This is a genomic window from Sinorhizobium sp., from assembly GCF_059070375.1.
Genome location: NZ_JCACWC010000003.1, coordinates 478,744 through 496,630 on the forward strand (window position 1 = coordinate 478,744; position 17,887 = coordinate 496,630).

The window sequence follows — 17,887 nt, forward strand, 5'->3', positions numbered from 1 at the left end:
GTTTATGACACGGGCGGCCTTGCGAAGCAAAACGGTTTGTTCACCTGTGCCCCGATTGGCCATGGATTGTTTTCGGCCTGCGTGCTAGCGGGCAAATATGGAAACCTGGGTTCTCATCACCGTCGCCGCGGCCTTCCTTCAGAATGTCCGCTCCGCCATGCAGAAGCACCTGAAGGGCGTCATGGGCACCACCGGCGCGACCTTCGTGCGCTTCGGCTTCGGACTGCCTTTCGCGCTCCTCTACCTCGTCCTGCTTTGGCGCGCCGGCGGGCATCAGCTGCCGGTGCCCAACGGCACTTTCTATCTCTGGGCGGTGGTCGGCGGAATGGCGCAGATCGCCGCGACCTTCCTGCTCGTCCATCTCTTCTCCTTCCGCAATTTCGCGGTCGGCACGGCCTATTCCCGCACCGAGCCCGCACAGGCGGCGCTCTTCGGGCTGATCTTCCTCGGCGAAAAGGCGAGCCAGGGAGCGTTGGTCGCGATCGCCATTTCGGTGGTGGGCGTCATGCTGATCTCCGTCGCCCGAACGACGCTCAGCGCGCGCTCGCTGCTTGCATCGGTCTTCAGCCGCACGGCGGGCATGGGGCTGCTTTCCGGTACCTTCTTCGGTCTCTCGGCGGTGTCCTACCGCTCGGCCTCGCTGGCGCTGGAGCCGAGTCTGCCTCAGCCGGACTATGTGATCCAGGCGAGCTTCACGCTCGGCTTCGTCATCCTGCTTCAGACGATCGTCATGCTTTTGTGGATCGTCGCGCGTGAACGCGACGAACTGAAACGCATAGGCGCCGCCTGGAAGCCCGCTTTCGTCGTGGGCTTCGTCGGCGCCTCGGCCTCCTTCGGCTGGTTCGCGGCGATGACGCTGCAGCAGGCGGCGATCGTCAAGGTGGTCGCTCAGGTGGAGATGCTGTTCACCTTCGCCTCTTCCTTCTTCATCTTCCGGGAGTGGATCAACCGGCTCGAACTGGTCGGCTGCCTGCTCATCGTGCTCGGCGTGGTCATGCTGCTCGTCTTGTGAGGGCTCGGCAAGCGGCACGAATAGATGCCCGAATTTCGGCGGACGGCGCGTGTGGCTGATGCTACAAAGCAATATGCTTTTCGATCTGCCGAACGACGATATCCTTTACGATGCGCTGCTGGCCCGCAGTTCCGATTATGAGGGCCAGGCCTTCGTTTGCGTCAAGAGCACCGGCATCTTCTGCCGGCTCTCATGTCCCGCCCGCAAGCCGAAGCGGGAGAACACTTTGTTCTTTGACAGCATTTCCGCCTGCATCAATTCCGGCTTCCGGCCGTGCCAACGTTGCCGCCCGCTGGAAGATGCATCCGGGAAAGATCCGCTCGTCAAGGAGCTTGTCGAGCTGCTCGACCGCCGGCCGGAGCACCGCTGGACGGAGGGCGATCTCGTGCGGCGCGGCTTCGATCCGTCGACAGTGCGGCGCGCCTTCAAGCGATCCCTCGGCGTCACCTTTCTCGATCTCGCCCGCCAGCGGCGAATGGGCGAGGCCGCACGCCAGCTCTCCGGCGGCGCCAGTGTCATCGAGGCGCAGATCGACGCAGGCTATGAATCGCCGAGCGGTTTTCGCGCCGCCTTCGGGCGGCTGATCGGTCAGGCTCCCGCGAAATCGCAGGGGCGCGTGCTGCTCTTTGCCGACTGGATAGAGACGCCGCTAGGCCCCATGGTGGCGGTTGCCGACCAGACGCATCTTCACCTCATCGAGTTCCATGATCGCAAGGCCCTCCCGGCCGAAATGGAGAGTCTCAAGCGAAAGACGCACTCTGCGGTGGTGCCCGGCAGAACGCCGCCCATCGATCAGGTGGAGCGCGAGCTCAACGACTATTTTGCCGGGCGCTCAGCCGATTTTCGAACACCGCTCGCCCTCGACGGCAGTGCCTTCGAGCGTCAGGTATGGGCAGAACTCGTTGCGATACCCGTGGGCGAGACACGCTCCTACAGCGACATCGCGCGGAAGGTCGCCACCCCGCAGGCGGTGCGTGCCGTGGCCAGGGCCAACGGCTCCAACTGCCTCGCAATCGTGGTGCCCTGCCACCGTTGCATCGGCGCTGACGGATCGCTGACGGGCTATGGGGGCGGGCTCCGGCGCAAGCAATGGCTGCTTCGCCACGAGGGCAGAATGCGTCCTGTGGGGCTTTTCGGAGAATGGGACCGGGAGATGCCTGCGCGGGCCGCCGCTCCAACGATGTAACGGATACGATCAACCTGACGGACTGGGAGAAGATACGATGAGCCAGGAAGAAAGAGCGCTCGCCTTCGGGGCACTGCACCGGAAAGGCGATCCGGTGGTTCTGTACAACATCTGGGATGCAGGCAGCGCCCGGTGCGTGGCCGAGGCCGGCGCCAAGGCGCTCGCCACCGGGAGCTGGTCGGTCGCGGCGGCACATGGATACGGGGACGGGCAGAAGCTGCCGCTGCCTCTGCTGCTCGAGACCGTGCGCGAGATCGTCGCGGCAACGGACCTGCCGCTCTCGGTGGACTTCGAGGGCGCCTATTCGGAGGACCCGGCCCAGGCCGCGGCCAATGTCGCGCAAGTCATCGATGCGGGCGGGATCGGCATCAATTTCGAGGACCAGATGGTTGGCAGGGGCGGCGTCCATCCGATCGACAAGCAGGCGGCTCGCATCCGCGCGATCCGCGAGATGGCGGAGCGACAGGGCATCGCACTGTTCGTCAACGCCCGCACCGACCTCTTCCTGCAGGAAAGCGATGCGGCGCGCCACGCGGCCCTGATGGAGGATGCGATCGCCCGCGCCGAGGCCTATGCGGATGCGGGCGCGAGCGGCTTCTTCGCACCGGGTCTCGCCGATCGGGACCTCATCGCCAGGCTCTGTGCGGCATCACCTTTGCCGGTCAACGTGATGATGATGCCGGGGGCGCCGGACATTGCCACGCTGGCGGCCGCCGGCGTCGGGCGGGTGAGCTATGGGCCATTCCCATACCGGGAGATGATCGCCCGGCTGCGCGGCGAGGCGGAGAATGTTTACGGGACGAGGTAAGAGATTGGTCCCTCATCCCGCTGCCGTGACCCTTTCCCCGTCATGACGCGTCAAGACGGGGAGAAGGTTAGGGTAAGGGGCAAATCACGCAAACAAGGCGCGCCTCACGGCACGATCAGCGTGCCTGCGCCGTGCTCGGTGAAGATTTCGAGCAGCACCGAATGTGCCGTTTTGCCGTTGAGGATGACGACTCCCTGGACGCCGGCCTTGATCGCCTCGATGCAGGTCTCCACCTTCGGGATCATGCCGCCCGAGATGGTGCCGTCGGCGATCAGCGCCCGCGCCTCGGCGACCGAGAGCTGCTTGATGAGTTCGCCCTTCTTGTTGAGAACGCCCGGAACGTCGGTCAGGAAGAGAAGGCGCGTCGCATTGAGCGCGCCGGCGATGGCGCCGGCAAAAGTGTCCGCGTTGATGTTATAGGTGTGGCCGTCCCGTCCCGGCGCCACAGGCGCGATCACCGGTATCATCTCGGAGCGGGCGAGCAGATCGAGAAGGGTGCGGTCGACTTCGACGACATCGCCAACGAAGCCGAGGTCGAGCACGCGCTCGATGTTGGAATCCGGGTCGCGGAAGGTCTTCTTCGCCTTTTCCGCAAAGACCATGTTGCCGTCCTTGCCGCAAAGGCCGATCGCCCATTCGCCCGTCTGGTTTATGAGCGCGACGATCTCTTTGTTGATCGACCCGGCAAGCACCATTTCGACGATTTCGACGGTCTTTTCGTCTGTGACGCGGAGCCCGCCCTCGAATTTGGACTCGATGCCCATCCGGTTGAGCATGGCGCCGATCTGAGGGCCGCCGCCGTGAACGACGATCGGATTGACGCCGGACTGCTTCAGAAGCGCGATATCGCTGGCAAAGGCGCGCCCGAGGTCGGCATTGCCCATGGCGTGACCGCCGTATTTGACGACGATCGTCTTGTTCTCGTAGCGCTGCATGTAGGGCAGAGCCTGGGCTAGCAGGCGGGCCTGAATTTCACTTTCTGATGCGGACATGGCGGATCCTCGAAAAATACCGGCTGCTGTTTAGCGCAACTCTCTGGAGGATGGAATGATCCGGGCGCAACATAAAGCCATTGTGACGGCGGTCGCCTGGCTGAGCCGAAGTGCTCGCCGCGTGCGCGGCATGGCCGAGAAGCCGATTGACGGCGCTGGCGATTTGACTGATCCTGCTTTGATCCGGAAAGGACCGCCGCAGTCCCGAGAATAGGCGCATCGACGCTTGCCTGGAAGAGATCGAAGGGAATCGTGCCGGCCTTCTAAAGCTGAGAGAGTGCAGGAAGCCATGACGACGCAGAAGCCCGAAAGCGGAGATTCCCGCCGCGACGAGGTGATCGCGGGAGAGTACGTGCTCGGCGCGCTGTCTGCCGAGGACCGTCGCAAGGCCGAGGCGCGCATGGCAATGGACCGAAACTTCGCCGCCATGGTCATCCGCTGGCAGAACAATCTTGCGGCCTTCGGCGACGCCTATGAATCGGTCGCGCCGCGCCGCAGGTTTCGCTCCTCCGAGCACGCGGTCTTCGAAGCGGGCCGGGGCGCAGACGACCCCCGCGGTATCTGGGGCTCGCTTCCCCTTTGGCGCAGCGTCGCGCTGGTATCGCTTTCGGCTGTCGTCGTAATGGCAGGCGCGGTGGCCGGACTTTTCAGCGATCGCCGGGGCGGTACGCAACTCGTTGCGAGCCTCGAAGCGCAAGGCAGCGCCATCAACCTCGTCACGCACTTCGAACCGGCTACGGGGCGCCTCAGACTGTCGCCGGCCGCCGCCGGACAGATGGAGGAGAAATCGCTCGAGCTCTGGCTGATCAAAGGTGACGATCCGCCGGTCTCGCTCGGCGTGCTGCCGCCGTCCGGCGAGGGGGAAATCGTGCTCGAGCCGGGAATGCGAAGCCGGATTGCCACCGGCTCCAGGCTCTCCGTCAGTGTCGAGCCCCTGGGCGGCTCGGCGACCGGCTCGCCCACCGGTGCGGTCATCGCGCAAGGCACCGCGCGCGCTTTCTAAGTCTCGTTCCACGCGGGCCACGCAGTCACGGCAGGAATGCCGCGGCCGCTTTGAGCGCCGTGCGCCCGAGTGGGCGCACAAAGTTTGAGTTCATGACGGCTGCTGCAACTCTGGTCGGTTTGTCGGCACAGCGGCGCTGTGGGACCTTCGGAGGACTGCAATCTCTCCTCTTCCTCATTCCTGTGCTTGTCACAGGAATCCAGCCAGACCAAGTCCTTGGGCTGGAAAGGCTCTTCCGCGCCGCAGACGCGGCGCTGCTTTCATCTCTGTGACGAGCACAGGAATGAGGAAATCAAACCGGCCGCGGCGGGTGGCCCCAATCTGAACAGGCCTTTATTCAATTTGTCGTATCGTTGCATCGTCCTTTCCGGAAATCGATACCGATTTTCGGGCCGATGCGGTAAATTACGATATCAGGCCGGACCGGCTGCGGGAGGAAGAAGCACTTCCGCCTCTCGCTCCAGATTCGGCCAATGCCAGTTGCATCGCCCGATGGAGGTTCCGATGATCAGCCGGCGCGACTTGCTGATGGCGGGCGCGGCCCTGGCCGCGGTGGTCACCCTGCGCGGTCTGTTATGGCCCATGCGCGCCGTCGCCGGCGACACCTTCGAAATCACCAGGACCGACGCGGAGTGGCGGGCGCTGCTCGGCGAGGACCGCTATCGCATTCTGCGGGAGGAGGGCACGGAGCCGCCGTTCAGCAGCCCGCTCGACGATGAAAAGCGAAACGGCCTCTTTCACTGCGCGGGATGCGCCTTGCCCGTCTATTCCTCCGAGGCGAAATATGACAGCGGTACCGGCTGGCCGAGCTTCTGGCAGGCGCTTCCCGGCGCGATCGGCACACGCGAGGACGATACCCTGTTCATGATGAGGACCGAATGCCACTGCCGCCGCTGCGGCGGCCATCTCGGCCACATCTTCGACGACGGTCCGCCGCCGACCGGCAAGCGGCACTGCATCAACGGTCTCGCCCTGTCATTCGTACCGGAAACTGCCTGAGCGGGGCGATCTTCCCGCCGGCTCCGGCGAGAAGATCGTTGTGCGACGAGGGCCGATCGCCTTCGGCAACCGATCAGAATGTCCCCGCCTGCGGCGACGGCGTCTGCGCCTCGGAAAGGGCTGCCTGAAGCTTCTGTTCCTGCTCCGGCGAGAGCGATGTCTTCAGCACGCGGCCGCGCAGGCCGGAGAATTCGGCCAGCACCTTTTCCGGCTGCACCTTGCGCACCAGAACGAAGAGCGCCGAGGAATTGTTCGGGATGGTGTTGCCGAGCGACTTGATGAAGTCGTCGTCGATCCCGTAATCGACAAGCGAGCCGGAAAGCGCACCGGCACCGGCGCCGATAGCGCCGCCGAGGGCGAAACCCGCGAGCGGATTGAGGAAGAGCAGCCCGACGAGCCCGCCCCAGAGGGAGCCGGAAAGGAGGCCCGACGTGGCTCCGACGGTGGTCAGGTTCATGCTCTGCTTCAGATGCACCTTGCCGTCGGCGTCGCGAACGACGACGACCGCATCTTCCAGATCGATCAGATACTCCTTCCTCAGGCTGTTGAGCTTCAAGAGGACCTTGTCGGCCTCATCCGTCGAATCGAATCCAACGACAATCAAATCGGACATGTCTCTCTCCTGATCCTTCGGGCAGACAATCTGCCGCCGCGAAGCAGAGATAGAGCGCTTTTCATGTCAGGGTAGTGACGGAGGTCGAAGACAAGGGGATCGCCCTTCAGCGGCGCCGTTTCGCGCCTCAGCGCGTCACGGCAAGCTCGATCGCCGCGCGGAGGTCCTCGATGCCTTCGCCCTTTTCCGACGATGTCGACAGCACTTCCGGAAAGGCCGCCGGCCGCTTCTTGATCTTTTCGAGGGTTTCCCCGACGAGGCGCGGCACGCCGGCGGCCTTGATCTTGTCCGTCTTGGTCAGCACGATCTGATAGGAAACCGCAGCCTTGTCGAGGAGTGCCAGCACGTCCTCGTCATTCTTCTTGATGCCGTGGCGCGCGTCGATCAGCACGTAGACGCGCTTCAGCGTCGAGCGGCCGCGCAGATAGTCGAACACCAGCTTCGTCCAGGCGTCGACCTGTTCCTTGGGAGCCTGCGCGTAGCCGTAGCCCGGCATGTCGACGAGCGCCATCGGCGGCAGGTCGTCGGCCTCGCCGGAATAGCCGTCCGGCACGAAATAGTTGAGTTCCTGGGTGCGGCCGGGCGTGTTCGATGTGCGCGCAAGGCCCTTATGGCCCACGAGTGCGTTGATCAGCGACGACTTGCCGACATTGGAGCGGCCGGCAAAGGCGATCTCCGTCGGTCCCTCCGGCGGCAGGAACTTCATCGACGGCACGCCGCGGATGAAGATCCACGGCCGGCCGAAGACGCTTGCGGCATTCTGCTTGTTCGTCCCGGACATGTTCTGGCGTTTCCTCTTTGGCCTCGGCATCAGGCTTTTGCAGAGGCTTGTCAAGCTTGAGAGCGCCCGGGCGGCGCCGGTGGCGCTCGGGAAATCGAAAAGAAAAGCCCCGGAACGCGTCGCACCGGGGCTTCCAACTCTTTCACTGCGCTTCCTGGAAGTGCTCTATTCCGCCGGTTTCGGTTTCTTCGAGAAGAGCGACTTCAGATTGTCGAAGAGTTCGACCTTGACGCCCTGACGCTTCATAATGATGCCTTGCTGCAGGATCGACAGCGTGTTGTTCCAGGCCCAGTAGATCACGAGACCGGCCGGGAACGATGCCAGCATGAAGGTGAAGACCACCGGCATCCATGTGAAGAGCATCGCCTGGGTCGGGTCCGGCGGCGTCGGGTTCATGCGCATCTGCAGGAACATGGTGATGCCCATGATGATCGGCCAGACGCCGAGATGCAGGAAGGACGGAGCATCGAAGGGCAGGAGGCCGAAGAGATTGACGATCGTCGTCGGATCGGGCGCGGAGAGATCCTGGATCCAGCCGAAGAACGGCGCATGCCGCATCTCGATGGTGACGTAGATCACCTTGTACAGCGCGAAGAACACCGGGATCTGGATGAGGATCGGCCAGCAGCCCGCCAGCGGGTTGATCTTCTCTTCCTTGTAGAGCTGCATCATCGCCTGCTGCAGCCCCATCCTGTCGTCGCCGAATTTCTTCTTCAGCTCCTCCATCTTCGGCTGAACCTTCTTCATGTTCGCCATCGATGCGTATTGCTTGTTGGCGAGCGGGAAGAAGATGAGCTTGACGACGATGGTGGTGATCAGGATCGCGATGCCGAAATTGCCGAAGAGACGGAAGAAGAAATCCATCATTTTGAACATCGGCTTGGTGATGAAGTAGAACCAGCCCCAGTCGATCAGCTTGTCGAAGTTGGGGATGGAATAGGCCACTTCGTAATTGTCGACGACCGGGACTTCCTTGGCACCGGCGAAGACGAGGTTCTTCAGCTCCACGGACTGGCCGGGGGCAACCGTCACCGCATCGCTCTTGTAGTCGCTCTGGTAACGGGGGCGCCCGTCGGCGAAATGCGAGAACCGGATGTCGAAGGGCGTCGCCTGCGGCGGCACGATCGTCGCGGCCCAGTATTTATCGGTGATGCCCAGCCATCCGCCGGTCGACTTACCCGGTTCGACGGGCTCGTCGTCTTCGACCTTGGAATAGCCGACTTCCTGGAGGCCATGCTCTCCCGCAACGCCGACGAAGCCCTCGTGGAGCACGTAGATGCTCGGAGTCGTCGGCTTGTTGAAGCGCGTGACGCGGCCGTAGGAAGACAGGGAGACCGGCGCGGCGGTCTCGTTCTTGATGCTGTCGACCACCTGGAACATGTAGCGGTCGTCGACCGAGATGGTCCGGACAAAGGTGATGCCCTTGTCGTTCGTGTAGCTCAGCGTCACCGGCGTCGAGGGGGTGAGCTTGTCGCCGCCCGAAAGCGTCCATGTGGTCTGCGGCCCCGGAACCGATCCGGTCGCGTCCGATCCGATATAGCCGATTTCCGTGAAATAGCCGTCGGCGGTCTCCGCCGGGCTGAAGAGCGTGATGACCGGGCTCTTCGGGTCGACGGTTTCGTGGTAGCCCTTGAGTTTCAGGTCATCGAAGCGTGCGCCGGTCAGGTTGATGGAGCCGGAAAGCGCCGGCGTGTCGATCGCCACGCGGGCCGATTTGCCGATTGCCTGATCGCGGCTCTCGCCTGCGCTCGGGATCGCACCGCCGGGCAGCGCCTGTCCAGGTGCAGCCGGCTGAGCGCCTGGCTGTTGCTGGGTCTGTTGCGCCTGCTGCGCCTGTTCCGCGGCAATGCGGTCCTTTTCCATCTTCGGGCTGACATAGAAGAACTGCCAGGCGATAAGGATCAGCACGGAAAGGGCGATCGCCACGAAATAATTGCGGTTGTTTTCCATCATGATTTCCTGGAACCGGCCGGTGGCCGCTTCTGTTTCGGCTTGTTTTCGATGCGATCCCGAAGCGCCCGAGTCAATGCGTCGAAAGGGGCATTCAGGAGATCGCGCCGGGCGACAATCACATAGTCGTGTCCGGGTTTCATTGCAAACCCGGCCGAAAGCCGCACGGCTTCCTTGAGGCGTCGGCGCATTCGGTTTCGCTCGACGGCATTGCCGTGTTTCTTGGTAACGGTGAAGCCGACGCGGGCTTCTCCCTCCGGATCGTTCCGGTCGAGAACTTCGAGGAGAAATAGCGGGCCTCTGCGGCTTTCTCCAGCCCGGACCGCCAAAAACTGCGGACGGCTTTTCAGCCGCCCGACAGCCGTCTTGTCTTTATCTGTCGTCATTTGCCCGGACATAAGGTTTCGGGCAGATTCGGCTTACGCCGAAAGACGCTTGCGGCCACGAGCCCGGCGGGCTGTGAGGACCTTGCGCCCACCCTTGGTGGACATACGTGCACGGAAGCCGTGACGGCGCTTGCGAACAAGCTTGGACGGTTGGTAGGTACGCTTCATTTATTTAAATACCGCGGTGTGCGGTCCTTCTTGGGTTTGCATGATGCAAGAGCGTTTACGCGCCGGGCATGGCTCCGCCAACGGGCGGCTCCACCGGACGTGCGCGGCTTATAGGGACAAAAACCCGATAGAGTCAATTCCCAGACGCCGGCGGCGTGCTCATGATTAGCCGCATGACACCCTAAAATGAGTGGGCCCGATGGGTGCTTTGTTAACCACGCGCATTTTAGCATTTACTCAGTAGCGTGTAAGCCGTGAGTTACTTTCCCGTTTTAGGCGAGTATGCGGCTGGGGACAGGGACAGGACATGAAAATTCGTGGAAAGATAAACCTCATCGTCGGCATCATGAGTCTGCTGGCGATAGCGATCACCGGCATGTCGTTGCTGATCGTGAGCGAGTACAACCAACGGCTCGGTGAATACCAGAACGCATCCGACCGGGCCTTCAAGGGCGAGAGGCTCAATCGCCTGGTAACGGCGGTGGTGATGGAGGCGCGGGGCATTTATGCGGCGCCGACGGTCGAGAAGGCAAAGCCTTTTGCCGAGGGAATTCTCAAGAACCTCGACAAGATCGACGCGCTGCTCACCGAGTGGCGGCCGCTGGTGCCCGCCGACGTCCTGCCCGCCTTCGATACCCTCGTCCAGCGCGCGGAGGAATTCAAGACGTTCCGAAGCGAGACGGCTCGCCTCGGCACGCAGGTCGCGCCGCAAGCGGCCAACGAGCAGGGCAACAACGAGGCGAACCGGGCCAACCGCAAGGCGTTCCAGGCCGAAATCGACGTGGTCGTCGACGAGAATCTTGCCTCGCTTCAGACGATCACCGCGGATCTTGCCGACTACAAGCGCTCGATCGTGCTGATCGTCCTTGCAACGGCAGCGCTCGGCATGCTGGCCGGGATCGGCGCCGCCTTCTATATTGCGACCAATCACCTCAGCCGCCCGATTCTCGATCTGACGGGCAAGATGAAGCTGCTCGCCGGCGGCGATCTCTCGGTTGATGTGCCCTTCGCCGGGCGCAAGGACGAGATCGGCGACATGGCGGCGGCGGTCGAAGTCTTCAAGCAGAACAGCCTCGCCGTTCGAGAGCTCAACGCCCAGGAAGAGGTCCTGCGCGAAAAGAGCGCGGACCTGCAGTCGAGCATCGCCACGGTCGTTGCGGCGGCTGCGGCAGGGGACTTCACCAGGCGCATCGGCAAGGACTACGACAACGACGACCTCAACCGTTTTGCGGCGAGCGTCAACGAACTGGTCAACAGCGTCGATACGGGCATCGCCGAGACCCGGAGGGTCATTGCGAGCCTGGCGACGGGCGACCTCACGCAAAGCATGAAGGGCCAGTTCCAGGGCGCCTTCGCCGAGTTGCAGACGAACGTCAACGATACCTTGCAGACCCTGCAGAAGACCCTGCGCGAGGTCCGTATGACGACCGACTCGATCAACGGGAACTCTACGGAGTTGCGCAGTGCCGCCGACGACCTGTCCAAGCGGACTGAACAGCAGGCCGCCGCCCTGGAGGAAACTTCGGCGGCGCTCGATGAGATAACCGCCGCGGTTCGCAATTCTACGGAGCGGGCCCAGGAAGCGACCGTCATGGTCACGGAGGCGAAGGACAGCGCAGCGGAGTCGGCATCGGTCGTCCGCAACGCCATCGATGCCATGGGCCGGATCGAACAGGCCTCGAGCGAGATCGGGCAGATCACCAACGTCATCGACGAGATCGCCTTCCAGACGAACCTGCTGGCCCTCAATGCCGGCGTCGAGGCGGCGCGCGCGGGGGATGCCGGCAAGGGTTTCGCCGTCGTTGCCCAGGAGGTCCGCGAACTCGCCCAGCGTGCAGCCAGCGCCGCCAAGGATATCAAGTCGCTGATTTCTAAATCGGGCGGCGAAGTGGCCACCGGCGTCAAGCTCGTCCAGGCGACGGGAGCCGCACTCGGTCAGATCGAGACGCGCGTCCTCAAGATCAACGATCACATCCATTCGATCGCGACGGCCGCACGCGAGCAGGCCACGGGTCTCGGCGAGGTCAGCACCGCCGTCAACCAGATGGATCAGGTCACCCAGCGCAACGCCGCCATGGTGGAGGAGGCGAACGCCGCCACGCATAAGCTGTCCGCCGAGGCCGACAATCTCGCCAACCTCATCGCCTACTTCAAGGTCGAGCGCGAGGCGGTGCGTACGGTCGCGCCGGCAAGGGAAGCGAGCCGCCCGGTGGCCTCGCCCGCCCGCCGCATGATGGGCACGGTCGCGCGCGCATTCGGCAACGGCTCCGCTGCGGTCGCTCGCGACGACTGGGAAGAGTTCTGAGGGCCTGCTGCAGCACTGCAGTCGCCCAGTGACCAGCTTCGTTCGCGGTGACCTGTCGGTCGCCGCGAGCGGCATTTCCGAGATGAGCCTGCCCTCCGGAAGGCGCCGCCGGCACTTTCACGCCGGCGTGACTTGCCGCGGCGACCCGGTCACGCCGTCGTTTGTCGACGCGACGATTCGTTATTGGTTCCGGGGGTGAATTCCTTCTAATTCAGGGGCAGAATCTCACCGAAGGCAAATCGCATGAGCCATGGTATCAGCAACGGGGCGGAAGAAGGACCGGCTCTCGAACCCTCGTCGAGCCGGCGAGACCTTCAGCCTGTTCCGCATCGCTCTCCCTGGCGCTTCCTGCCGATTTCGCTTCTGCTTGCGGGCGGCGTCCTGAGCTATGCCTACGGCCTGCAGGACTATGTTTCGCTGTCTGCGCTCGCCGACCAGCGCGAGACGCTCGCCGCCCATGTCGCCGCCCATCCGGTCAGTTCGGTTCTCGTCTTCTTCGCGATTTATGTCGCGGTGGTGGTCTTCTCCATTCCGGCGGCATCGGTGCTGACGATCTCCGCGGGCTTCCTTTTCGGCTGCCTTGCCGGCGCAGCCATTACGGTTCTTGCCGCCACACTCGGGGCTTGCCTGCTATTCATCGCCGCGCGCGGCGCCTTCAGCGACATCCTGAGGCGCCGTGCCGGCGGCGTCCTGGAGCGCCTTGCCGATGGATTCCGGGACAACGCCTTCCTTTACCTCCTGATCCTGCGCCTCGCGCCGATCTTTCCTTTCTTCCTGATCAATATCGCGCCCGCCTTCTTCGAGGTGAAGCTGCGCACCTATGCGCTCGCGACGCTGATCGGCATCGTGCCGGGCACTCTCGCCTATACCTGGCTCGGCCGCGGTCTCGGCGACGTGATCGCTTTTGCTGCTGCAAGCGGCCGTGAACTCGTCCTTGCCGATTTCGCCACCAGAGATATTTCGCTGGCCCTCGTCGCCCTCGCATCGATTGCTGCATTGCCTCTGGCATTCAGGCTAATACAGTCGCGCCGCAAAGGTGCGTGACGGAGGCGGAGGGTCTAGCCGCGTGGCGAATATACTGACACCCGACATCTGCGTGATCGGCGGCGGTGCCGCCGGGCTCTCCGTGGCCGCCGGGGCGGCCGCTTTCGGCGTGCCCGTCGTTCTGGTCGAGCACGGCCGGATGGGCGGCGATTGCCTGAATTACGGCTGCGTGCCGTCAAAGGCTCTTATCGCAGCGGCCAAACATGCGGAAGCGATCCGCAAGGCTGCGGAATTCGGCATTGCCTCGGCGGAACCGGTCGTCGACCATGAGCGGCTGACGGCGCGCATACAGTCCGTCATCGAAGGCATCGCGCCGCATGATTCCGTAGAGCGCTTCACCAGCCTCGGCGTCGAGGTGATCAAGGAAACGGCCCGCTTCGTAGACGACCGCACGGTCGCTGCCGGCGACCATCTGATCCGCGCCCGCCGCTTTGTGATCGCCGCCGGCTCCTCCCCCGCCATTCCCCCGATCCCCGGACTTGCGGAGACGCCGTTTCTCACCAACGAAACGCTCTTCGGCCTGAAACGCCTGCCGCGACATCTCGTCGTCATCGGCGCGGGCGCGGTCGGCCTGGAGATGGCCGCGGCTCACCGCCGGTTGGGCGCCGATGTGACGGTCGTGGACAGGGCCGCGGCTCTATCCGGCCAGGATCCCGAGCTGGCGGCTATCGTGCTCGACGGTCTGCGTGCGGAAGGCATGGTCCTGCACGAGCGCACGGAGATCCGCTCGGCGGAGCAAACGGAGACGGGCGTCCGGCTTTTCTGCGAGAACGAGAGCGGCCCTTTCGAGATCGGAGGGAGCGACCTGCTGGTGGCTGCCGGTCGTGCCTCCAATCACGGACCGCTCGATCTCGATGCGGCCGGCATCCGCCACGGGCCGAAGCACATAGAGGTCGGGGCGGACCTGCGGACGAGCAACCGCCGCGTCTATGCGGTCGGAGATGCGGCGGGCGGCCTCTTCACGCATCAGGCGAGCTATCACGCCCGGCTCGTGCTGCAGCAGATCCTTTTCCGCCTGCCGGGACGCGAGAGGACGGCCATCGTTCCGCAGGTGATCTTCACCGCGCCCGAACTGGCGCAGGTGGGTTTGACGGAGGAGCGCGCGCGGGAGACCGCCCCGGGGGGCAGAACCGTTCGCCTGGACTTTTCCGCGAATGATCGCGCCCGCACCGACGGATTGGATCGAGGGTTGATAAAGATCGTCGTCGGCAGGCGCGGGCGGGTTCTCGGCGCCGCCATTGCAGGCCCTGGAGCGGGGGAGATGATCGGTCTCTGGGCCTTCGCCGTCGCCAACCGCCTGACCCTCAGGCATTTCCAGACTTATGTCGCACCCTATCCGACTCTCTCGGAGATTGGAAAACAGGCGGCTATCTCCTATTATTCCCCCATGGCGCGAAATCGCCTTCTGCGGACCGCGATCCGGTTTCTGCGGAATTTCGGCTGATCCAGGGAATCTTTTGGGCTTATGGTAGAAGACGCGCGTCCGGCCAATGCGAGTGCGGCACCTCGAGCGGCGGTCGGCTTTCTTGGCGGGCTTTCCGGCAAATTGCTGCTGCTGACGGTCGCCTTCGTGATGCTGGCCGAGGTACTGATCTTCGTGCCTTCCGTCGCCAATATGCGCATTCGCTGGCTTCAGGACCGCCTGAACACCGTGGCGGCGGCCGCCGTCGTGGTCGACGGGCTTCAGAATGTCGAGCTGCCCCGCGCCGTGCAGCGCGAGACCCTGATGGCGACCGGGACCAAGGCCATCGTCATCCGCCGCAAGGACGCCTCCCGGATGATCGCCAGCGTCGACATGCCCCCCGCGATCGACGGCGAATACGACATAGCCAACTTCACGGCTCTGGGCGCGATCCGGGACGCCTTCGACACGCTCATCTTCGGCGGCAACCGGGTGGTGCGCGTCTATGGCCCGCTGGGCGAAGGCGAGGCGACGATCGAGCTGGTGATGAAGGACGCCAAGCTGCGCACGGCCATGCTCGTCTATTCGCGCAACGTCTTCCTCCTGTCGATCGTCATCTCGCTGATCACCGCGGCGCTGATCTTCCTGGCCATCAATCGCATGCTGATTCTCCCGATCAGGCGGCTGACCAAGAGCATGCAGGAGTTTTCGGACGAGCCGTCGAGCCCCGAGCGCGTGCTGGTGCCGCCGAAAGGCAAGGACGAACTGGCGGTCGCCGGTCAGCACCTGGCGAGCATGCAGCGCGAATTGCAGAGAACCCTGAAGCAGCAGAAGAGCCTTGCGGAGCTCGGCCTCGCCGTTTCCAAGATCAACCACGACATGCGCAACATCCTGTCCTCCGCGCAACTCATTTCCGATCGCCTGGCCGACGTGGACGATCCCGTGGTCAAGCGCTTCGCGCCGACATTGCTTCGGACCATCGACCGCGCTGTCGGCTATACGCGCGAAGTGCTCTCCTACGGCCGCACGACGGAGGCCGAGCCGCATCGGCGTTTCCTGGCGCTGCGGCCGCTGGTCGAGGACGTAGCCGAACTGCTCGCCGTCGATCGCCAGGACGGTATCGATTTCGAGATACAGATCCGCGACGACATCGAGGTGGACGCGGACAGCGAGCAGCTGTTCCGCATCGTCCACAATATCTGTCGCAACGCGGTCGAGGCGCTGGCCAATTACAAGCCGGAGGATGGTTCCGAGCGGCGGATCTCGGTTTCGGCGTTGCGTACCGGCAGCGTGGTGACGATTTCGATCGACGACACAGGGCCCGGCATGCCTGCCAAGGCACGCGAAAATCTCTTCGCCGCCTTCCGCGGCTCGGCGCGCTCCGGCGGAACGGGCCTGGGTCTGGCAATCGCCCGCGAACTGGTGCTTGCCCATGGCGGAACGATCGCACTCGTCGAAAAGCCCACTCCCGGCACGCTGTTTCGCATAGAACTGCCGGACCGCCCGGTGCGGCTCGATGCCTTCCGCGCCAAGGGACGTTCCTGAGATTCCGTCCCCTCACGGCATCGTCGTAAAAATGAAATTTTTTCCCGAAGGCGCTTGCAATCGCCGAAAGGACGCTTTAGAGGATCGCCACGCAAGCGGTGGTCACCGCTTCCAGGCACGCACCCGTAGCTCAGCTGGATAGAGCACCAGACTACGAATCTGGGGGTCAGGAGTTCGAATCTCTTCGGGTGCGCCATTTCTTTCCAATTGTCTCCGTCCTCTTTGCCTCCGAATAGGTCTGTGGGGACCGTCCGCTTCTTGCCCGTTCACGTTCAAGGGCGTCGACGCGGACTTTCCACCCGAAACGGTCACTTCGGCCGCCCGCGGAATTCTCTGTCCAGCACCCCCATGATTATGTCGTCTTCCCATCGGCCGTTGATGAATGCCGACTCCCGCTCACGCCCTTCCTCAAGGAATCCGCACTTGCGATAGCAGGCGATCGCGCGGGTATTGCTTGCCAGCACCCTCAGGGAGATGCGGTGGAGGCCGGTCGAGAAGGCATAGGCCAGAGCGAGCATGATCGCTTCTGTGCCGTATCCTCGGCCGAGATAGGCAGGGTCATCGATGCCGATCGCGAGGGCGGCGCGCTTGTCGCGCCTGTCCATGCTGTGAAAGCGGACATGACCGATGAAGCGACCAGCATCGATTACCCACGCATATTCCTGCTCTTCGATGTGGCGCATGGCGGCTTCCGCGTGCCGCCTGGTAAAGGGCGCGTCAGGATCGAAGGCGCCACCATAGGCCTCGATGATTTCCTTGTGGCGTCCGAGCGCGAGGCGCACGTCTACGTCTTCGCGGATAGGACTGCGGAGGATGAGACGGGCACTTCGCAGTTCGGGAAGGTTCGTTGTCATCTGCAAGTCCTCGAAATGTCGAACGGCTCTGCGTTGGCTGAGCGGCATTCATTCACATGATCATGTCGCAACGGCCTCGGAAAACCCGAACGCTCATTGTCTCGGAGCAAGGCCGTCTAGCAGGAAGTCGAGGCCCTTCCGGAAGGCGCCGTCCCAATCGTTGTCCAGCAGCAGACGGGAGCGTCCGATCGTCGCGTAGTGTTCGTCGAGGCATGTAAGGCGCTGCTGTGCCGCGGCCCTGTCATCGTCCGAGACGTCGAAGCTCGCCCGGGTGACGGTGGCGCCCATCACATAGTTCCACAGCGACCATATCGCGACGTTCAGATCTGCGTCGGCTACACCGGCTCCGGACAAGGTTCTGCCCAGCAGTTCCAGGCGGCTGAGGATGTTCGGGCCGAGCGCCCGGCGCGGCAGCAGAGATGCCGACCAGGGATGGCGCAGCATGCTGGCGCGCCAGTCCTCGAGCACGTGAACGACTTCTCCGCGCCAGTCCTGAGACTCAACCGTTCGTGGCGGTCTACGGTATTCGAGCACCGAGTCCAGTGCCAGATCGAAGACATCCTCCTTGTTGTCGACGTGCCAGTACAGGCTCATCACGCCCGAGCCGAGGCGATCGGCCAGCCGACGCATCGTCAATCCGTCTATCCCGTGGGCGTCCAGCAGCTCTACCGCGGTCGCCACGATACGCTGCCGGGATAGAGACGGTTCACTGCGTGCCTCCTGCGCGGACGGTGGCGATACACCTGTCCGCTGAGGCCGTTTGCTCCGGGCGCCGCTGCGTTTGGCCGTCATCCGTCTTCCTTGCTGATCAGAATGCCGATTTAAGCCGACAAGGCGAC

At 63.6% G+C, this 17,887-nt stretch carries 18 protein-coding genes and 1 tRNA gene; 11 read left to right on the forward strand and 8 right to left on the reverse strand.

What is annotated here, in order from left to right; genetic code table 11:
* The first annotated feature begins 97 nt into the window (after positions 1–97).
* The 3 genes from AC5J09_RS14335 to AC5J09_RS14345 are packed head-to-tail and all read left to right on the forward strand — an operon-like array spanning position 98 to position 3,006.
* Entirely contained in the window at positions 98–1,012 is a 915-nt protein-coding gene (locus AC5J09_RS14335) for an EamA family transporter (RefSeq protein ID WP_338277843.1), read from the forward strand.
* A gap of 58 nt (positions 1,013–1,070) precedes the next feature.
* Positions 1,071–2,198, forward strand: coding sequence for a bifunctional transcriptional activator/DNA repair enzyme AdaA (locus AC5J09_RS14340; RefSeq protein ID WP_324762804.1), 1,128 nt, complete (start codon positions 1,071–1,073; stop codon positions 2,196–2,198).
* 37 nt (positions 2,199–2,235) lie between these two features.
* Positions 2,236–3,006, forward strand: a complete 771-nt coding sequence (locus tag AC5J09_RS14345) for an isocitrate lyase/PEP mutase family protein (protein WP_324762805.1) — start codon at positions 2,236–2,238, stop codon at positions 3,004–3,006.
* Between the two features lie 104 nt (positions 3,007–3,110).
* On the opposite strand, the gene argB is transcribed toward AC5J09_RS14345, so the two are convergent.
* Complete coding sequence (gene argB, locus AC5J09_RS14350; protein WP_018094040.1) at positions 3,111–3,998, reverse strand: acetylglutamate kinase; 888 nt, start codon at positions 3,996–3,998, stop codon at positions 3,111–3,113.
* Between the two features lie 289 nt (positions 3,999–4,287).
* Between argB and AC5J09_RS14355 the strand changes: the two genes are divergently transcribed.
* Together AC5J09_RS14355 and msrB are read left to right on the forward strand one after the other, a co-directional pair.
* Positions 4,288–5,001 (forward strand): anti-sigma factor, encoded by a 714-nt coding sequence (locus AC5J09_RS14355; RefSeq protein ID WP_494297867.1) that lies wholly within the window; start codon positions 4,288–4,290, stop codon positions 4,999–5,001.
* A gap of 504 nt (positions 5,002–5,505) precedes the next feature.
* Positions 5,506–6,000: a peptide-methionine (R)-S-oxide reductase MsrB gene (msrB, locus tag AC5J09_RS14360; RefSeq protein WP_494297868.1), complete on the forward strand. Its 495-nt coding sequence runs from the start codon at positions 5,506–5,508 to the stop codon at positions 5,998–6,000.
* Positions 6,001–6,073: 73 nt separating this feature from the next.
* On the opposite strand, the gene AC5J09_RS14365 is transcribed toward msrB, so the two are convergent.
* The 5 genes from AC5J09_RS14365 to rpmH all read right to left on the reverse strand — a co-directional run bounded on the left by AC5J09_RS14365 (position 6,074) and on the right by rpmH (position 9,898).
* Complete coding sequence (locus AC5J09_RS14365) at positions 6,074–6,613, reverse strand: DUF1269 domain-containing protein (RefSeq protein ID WP_100669731.1); 540 nt, start codon at positions 6,611–6,613, stop codon at positions 6,074–6,076.
* Between the two features lie 127 nt (positions 6,614–6,740).
* On the reverse strand, positions 6,741–7,394 hold the full coding sequence (gene yihA, locus AC5J09_RS14370; protein ID WP_018094044.1) for a ribosome biogenesis GTP-binding protein YihA/YsxC: 654 nt from the start codon (positions 7,392–7,394) through the stop codon (positions 6,741–6,743).
* Positions 7,395–7,559: 165 nt separating this feature from the next.
* On the reverse strand, positions 7,560–9,344 hold the full coding sequence (gene yidC, locus AC5J09_RS14375) for a membrane protein insertase YidC (RefSeq protein ID WP_198516586.1): 1,785 nt from the start codon (positions 9,342–9,344) through the stop codon (positions 7,560–7,562).
* A complete protein-coding gene (rnpA, locus tag AC5J09_RS14380; protein WP_018094046.1) occupies positions 9,344–9,742 on the reverse strand; it encodes a ribonuclease P protein component in 399 nt (132 codons plus the stop codon). Before rnpA ends, yidC begins: the two co-directional genes overlap by 1 nt.
* 21 nt (positions 9,743–9,763) lie before the next feature.
* Positions 9,764–9,898, reverse strand: a complete 135-nt coding sequence (gene rpmH, locus AC5J09_RS14385; protein ID WP_003531576.1) for a 50S ribosomal protein L34 — start codon at positions 9,896–9,898, stop codon at positions 9,764–9,766.
* 307 nt (positions 9,899–10,205) lie between these two features.
* Between rpmH and AC5J09_RS14390 the strand changes: the two genes are divergently transcribed.
* The 6 genes from AC5J09_RS14390 (at position 10,206) to AC5J09_RS14415 (ending at position 16,390) form a co-directional block, all read left to right on the forward strand.
* The gene (locus tag AC5J09_RS14390) at positions 10,206–12,203 is read left to right on the forward strand and encodes a methyl-accepting chemotaxis protein (protein WP_100669729.1); all 1,998 of its coding nucleotides are present in this window, start codon (positions 10,206–10,208) and stop codon (positions 12,201–12,203) included.
* Between the two features lie 28 nt (positions 12,204–12,231).
* A complete protein-coding gene (locus tag AC5J09_RS14395; protein WP_411922634.1) occupies positions 12,232–12,402 on the forward strand; it encodes a hypothetical protein in 171 nt (56 codons plus the stop codon).
* Between the two features lie 44 nt (positions 12,403–12,446).
* Positions 12,447–13,247 (forward strand): TVP38/TMEM64 family protein, encoded by an 801-nt coding sequence (locus AC5J09_RS14400; protein WP_275596871.1) that lies wholly within the window; start codon positions 12,447–12,449, stop codon positions 13,245–13,247.
* A gap of 22 nt (positions 13,248–13,269) precedes the next feature.
* Positions 13,270–14,691 carry a dihydrolipoyl dehydrogenase family protein gene (locus AC5J09_RS14405; protein WP_411922632.1) on the forward strand — a complete coding sequence of 474 codons (1,422 nt, stop codon included), beginning with the start codon at positions 13,270–13,272 and terminating at the stop codon, positions 14,689–14,691.
* Between the two features lie 21 nt (positions 14,692–14,712).
* On the forward strand, positions 14,713–16,194 hold the full coding sequence (locus AC5J09_RS14410) for an ATP-binding protein (RefSeq protein WP_411922631.1): 1,482 nt from the start codon (positions 14,713–14,715) through the stop codon (positions 16,192–16,194).
* Positions 16,195–16,313: 119 nt separating this feature from the next.
* Positions 16,314–16,390 (forward strand) — tRNA-Arg (locus AC5J09_RS14415).
* Positions 16,391–16,502: 112 nt separating this feature from the next.
* On the opposite strand, the gene AC5J09_RS14420 is transcribed toward AC5J09_RS14415, so the two are convergent.
* Both AC5J09_RS14420 and AC5J09_RS14425 read right to left on the reverse strand, forming a co-directional pair.
* Positions 16,503–17,048, reverse strand: a complete 546-nt coding sequence (locus tag AC5J09_RS14420; protein WP_494297869.1) for a GNAT family N-acetyltransferase — start codon at positions 17,046–17,048, stop codon at positions 16,503–16,505.
* Between the two features lie 93 nt (positions 17,049–17,141).
* A complete protein-coding gene (locus AC5J09_RS14425; RefSeq protein ID WP_494297870.1) occupies positions 17,142–17,840 on the reverse strand; it encodes a TetR/AcrR family transcriptional regulator in 699 nt (232 codons plus the stop codon).
* Positions 17,841–17,887 lie beyond the last annotated feature (47 nt).

What these genes read in the sequence shown, in the direction of transcription:
- AC5J09_RS14335 (WP_338277843.1), top strand. Translation starts at nt 98, where the DNA reads ATGGAAACCTGGGTTCTCATCACCGTCGCCGCGGCCTTCCTTCAGAAT.
- AC5J09_RS14340 (WP_324762804.1), top strand. Translation starts at nt 1,071, where the DNA reads ATGCTACAAAGCAATATGCTTTTCGATCTGCCGAACGACGATATCCTT.
- AC5J09_RS14345 (WP_324762805.1), top strand. Translation starts at nt 2,236, where the DNA reads ATGAGCCAGGAAGAAAGAGCGCTCGCCTTCGGGGCACTGCACCGGAAA.
- argB (WP_018094040.1), bottom strand. Translation starts at nt 3,998, where the DNA reads ATGTCCGCATCAGAAAGTGAAATTCAGGCCCGCCTGCTAGCCCAGGCT.
- AC5J09_RS14355 (WP_494297867.1), top strand. Translation starts at nt 4,288, where the DNA reads ATGACGACGCAGAAGCCCGAAAGCGGAGATTCCCGCCGCGACGAGGTG.
- msrB (WP_494297868.1), top strand. Translation starts at nt 5,506, where the DNA reads ATGATCAGCCGGCGCGACTTGCTGATGGCGGGCGCGGCCCTGGCCGCG.
- AC5J09_RS14365 (WP_100669731.1), bottom strand. Translation starts at nt 6,613, where the DNA reads ATGTCCGATTTGATTGTCGTTGGATTCGATTCGACGGATGAGGCCGAC.
- yihA (WP_018094044.1), bottom strand. Translation starts at nt 7,394, where the DNA reads ATGTCCGGGACGAACAAGCAGAATGCCGCAAGCGTCTTCGGCCGGCCG.
- yidC (WP_198516586.1), bottom strand. Translation starts at nt 9,344, where the DNA reads ATGGAAAACAACCGCAATTATTTCGTGGCGATCGCCCTTTCCGTGCTG.
- rnpA (WP_018094046.1), bottom strand. Translation starts at nt 9,742, where the DNA reads ATGTCCGGGCAAATGACGACAGATAAAGACAAGACGGCTGTCGGGCGG.
- rpmH (WP_003531576.1), bottom strand. Translation starts at nt 9,898, where the DNA reads ATGAAGCGTACCTACCAACCGTCCAAGCTTGTTCGCAAGCGCCGTCAC.
- AC5J09_RS14390 (WP_100669729.1), top strand. Translation starts at nt 10,206, where the DNA reads ATGAAAATTCGTGGAAAGATAAACCTCATCGTCGGCATCATGAGTCTG.
- AC5J09_RS14400 (WP_275596871.1), top strand. Translation starts at nt 12,447, where the DNA reads ATGAGCCATGGTATCAGCAACGGGGCGGAAGAAGGACCGGCTCTCGAA.
- AC5J09_RS14410 (WP_411922631.1), top strand. Translation starts at nt 14,713, where the DNA reads ATGGTAGAAGACGCGCGTCCGGCCAATGCGAGTGCGGCACCTCGAGCG.
- AC5J09_RS14420 (WP_494297869.1), bottom strand. Translation starts at nt 17,048, where the DNA reads ATGACAACGAACCTTCCCGAACTGCGAAGTGCCCGTCTCATCCTCCGC.
- AC5J09_RS14425 (WP_494297870.1), bottom strand. Translation starts at nt 17,840, where the DNA reads ATGACGGCCAAACGCAGCGGCGCCCGGAGCAAACGGCCTCAGCGGACA.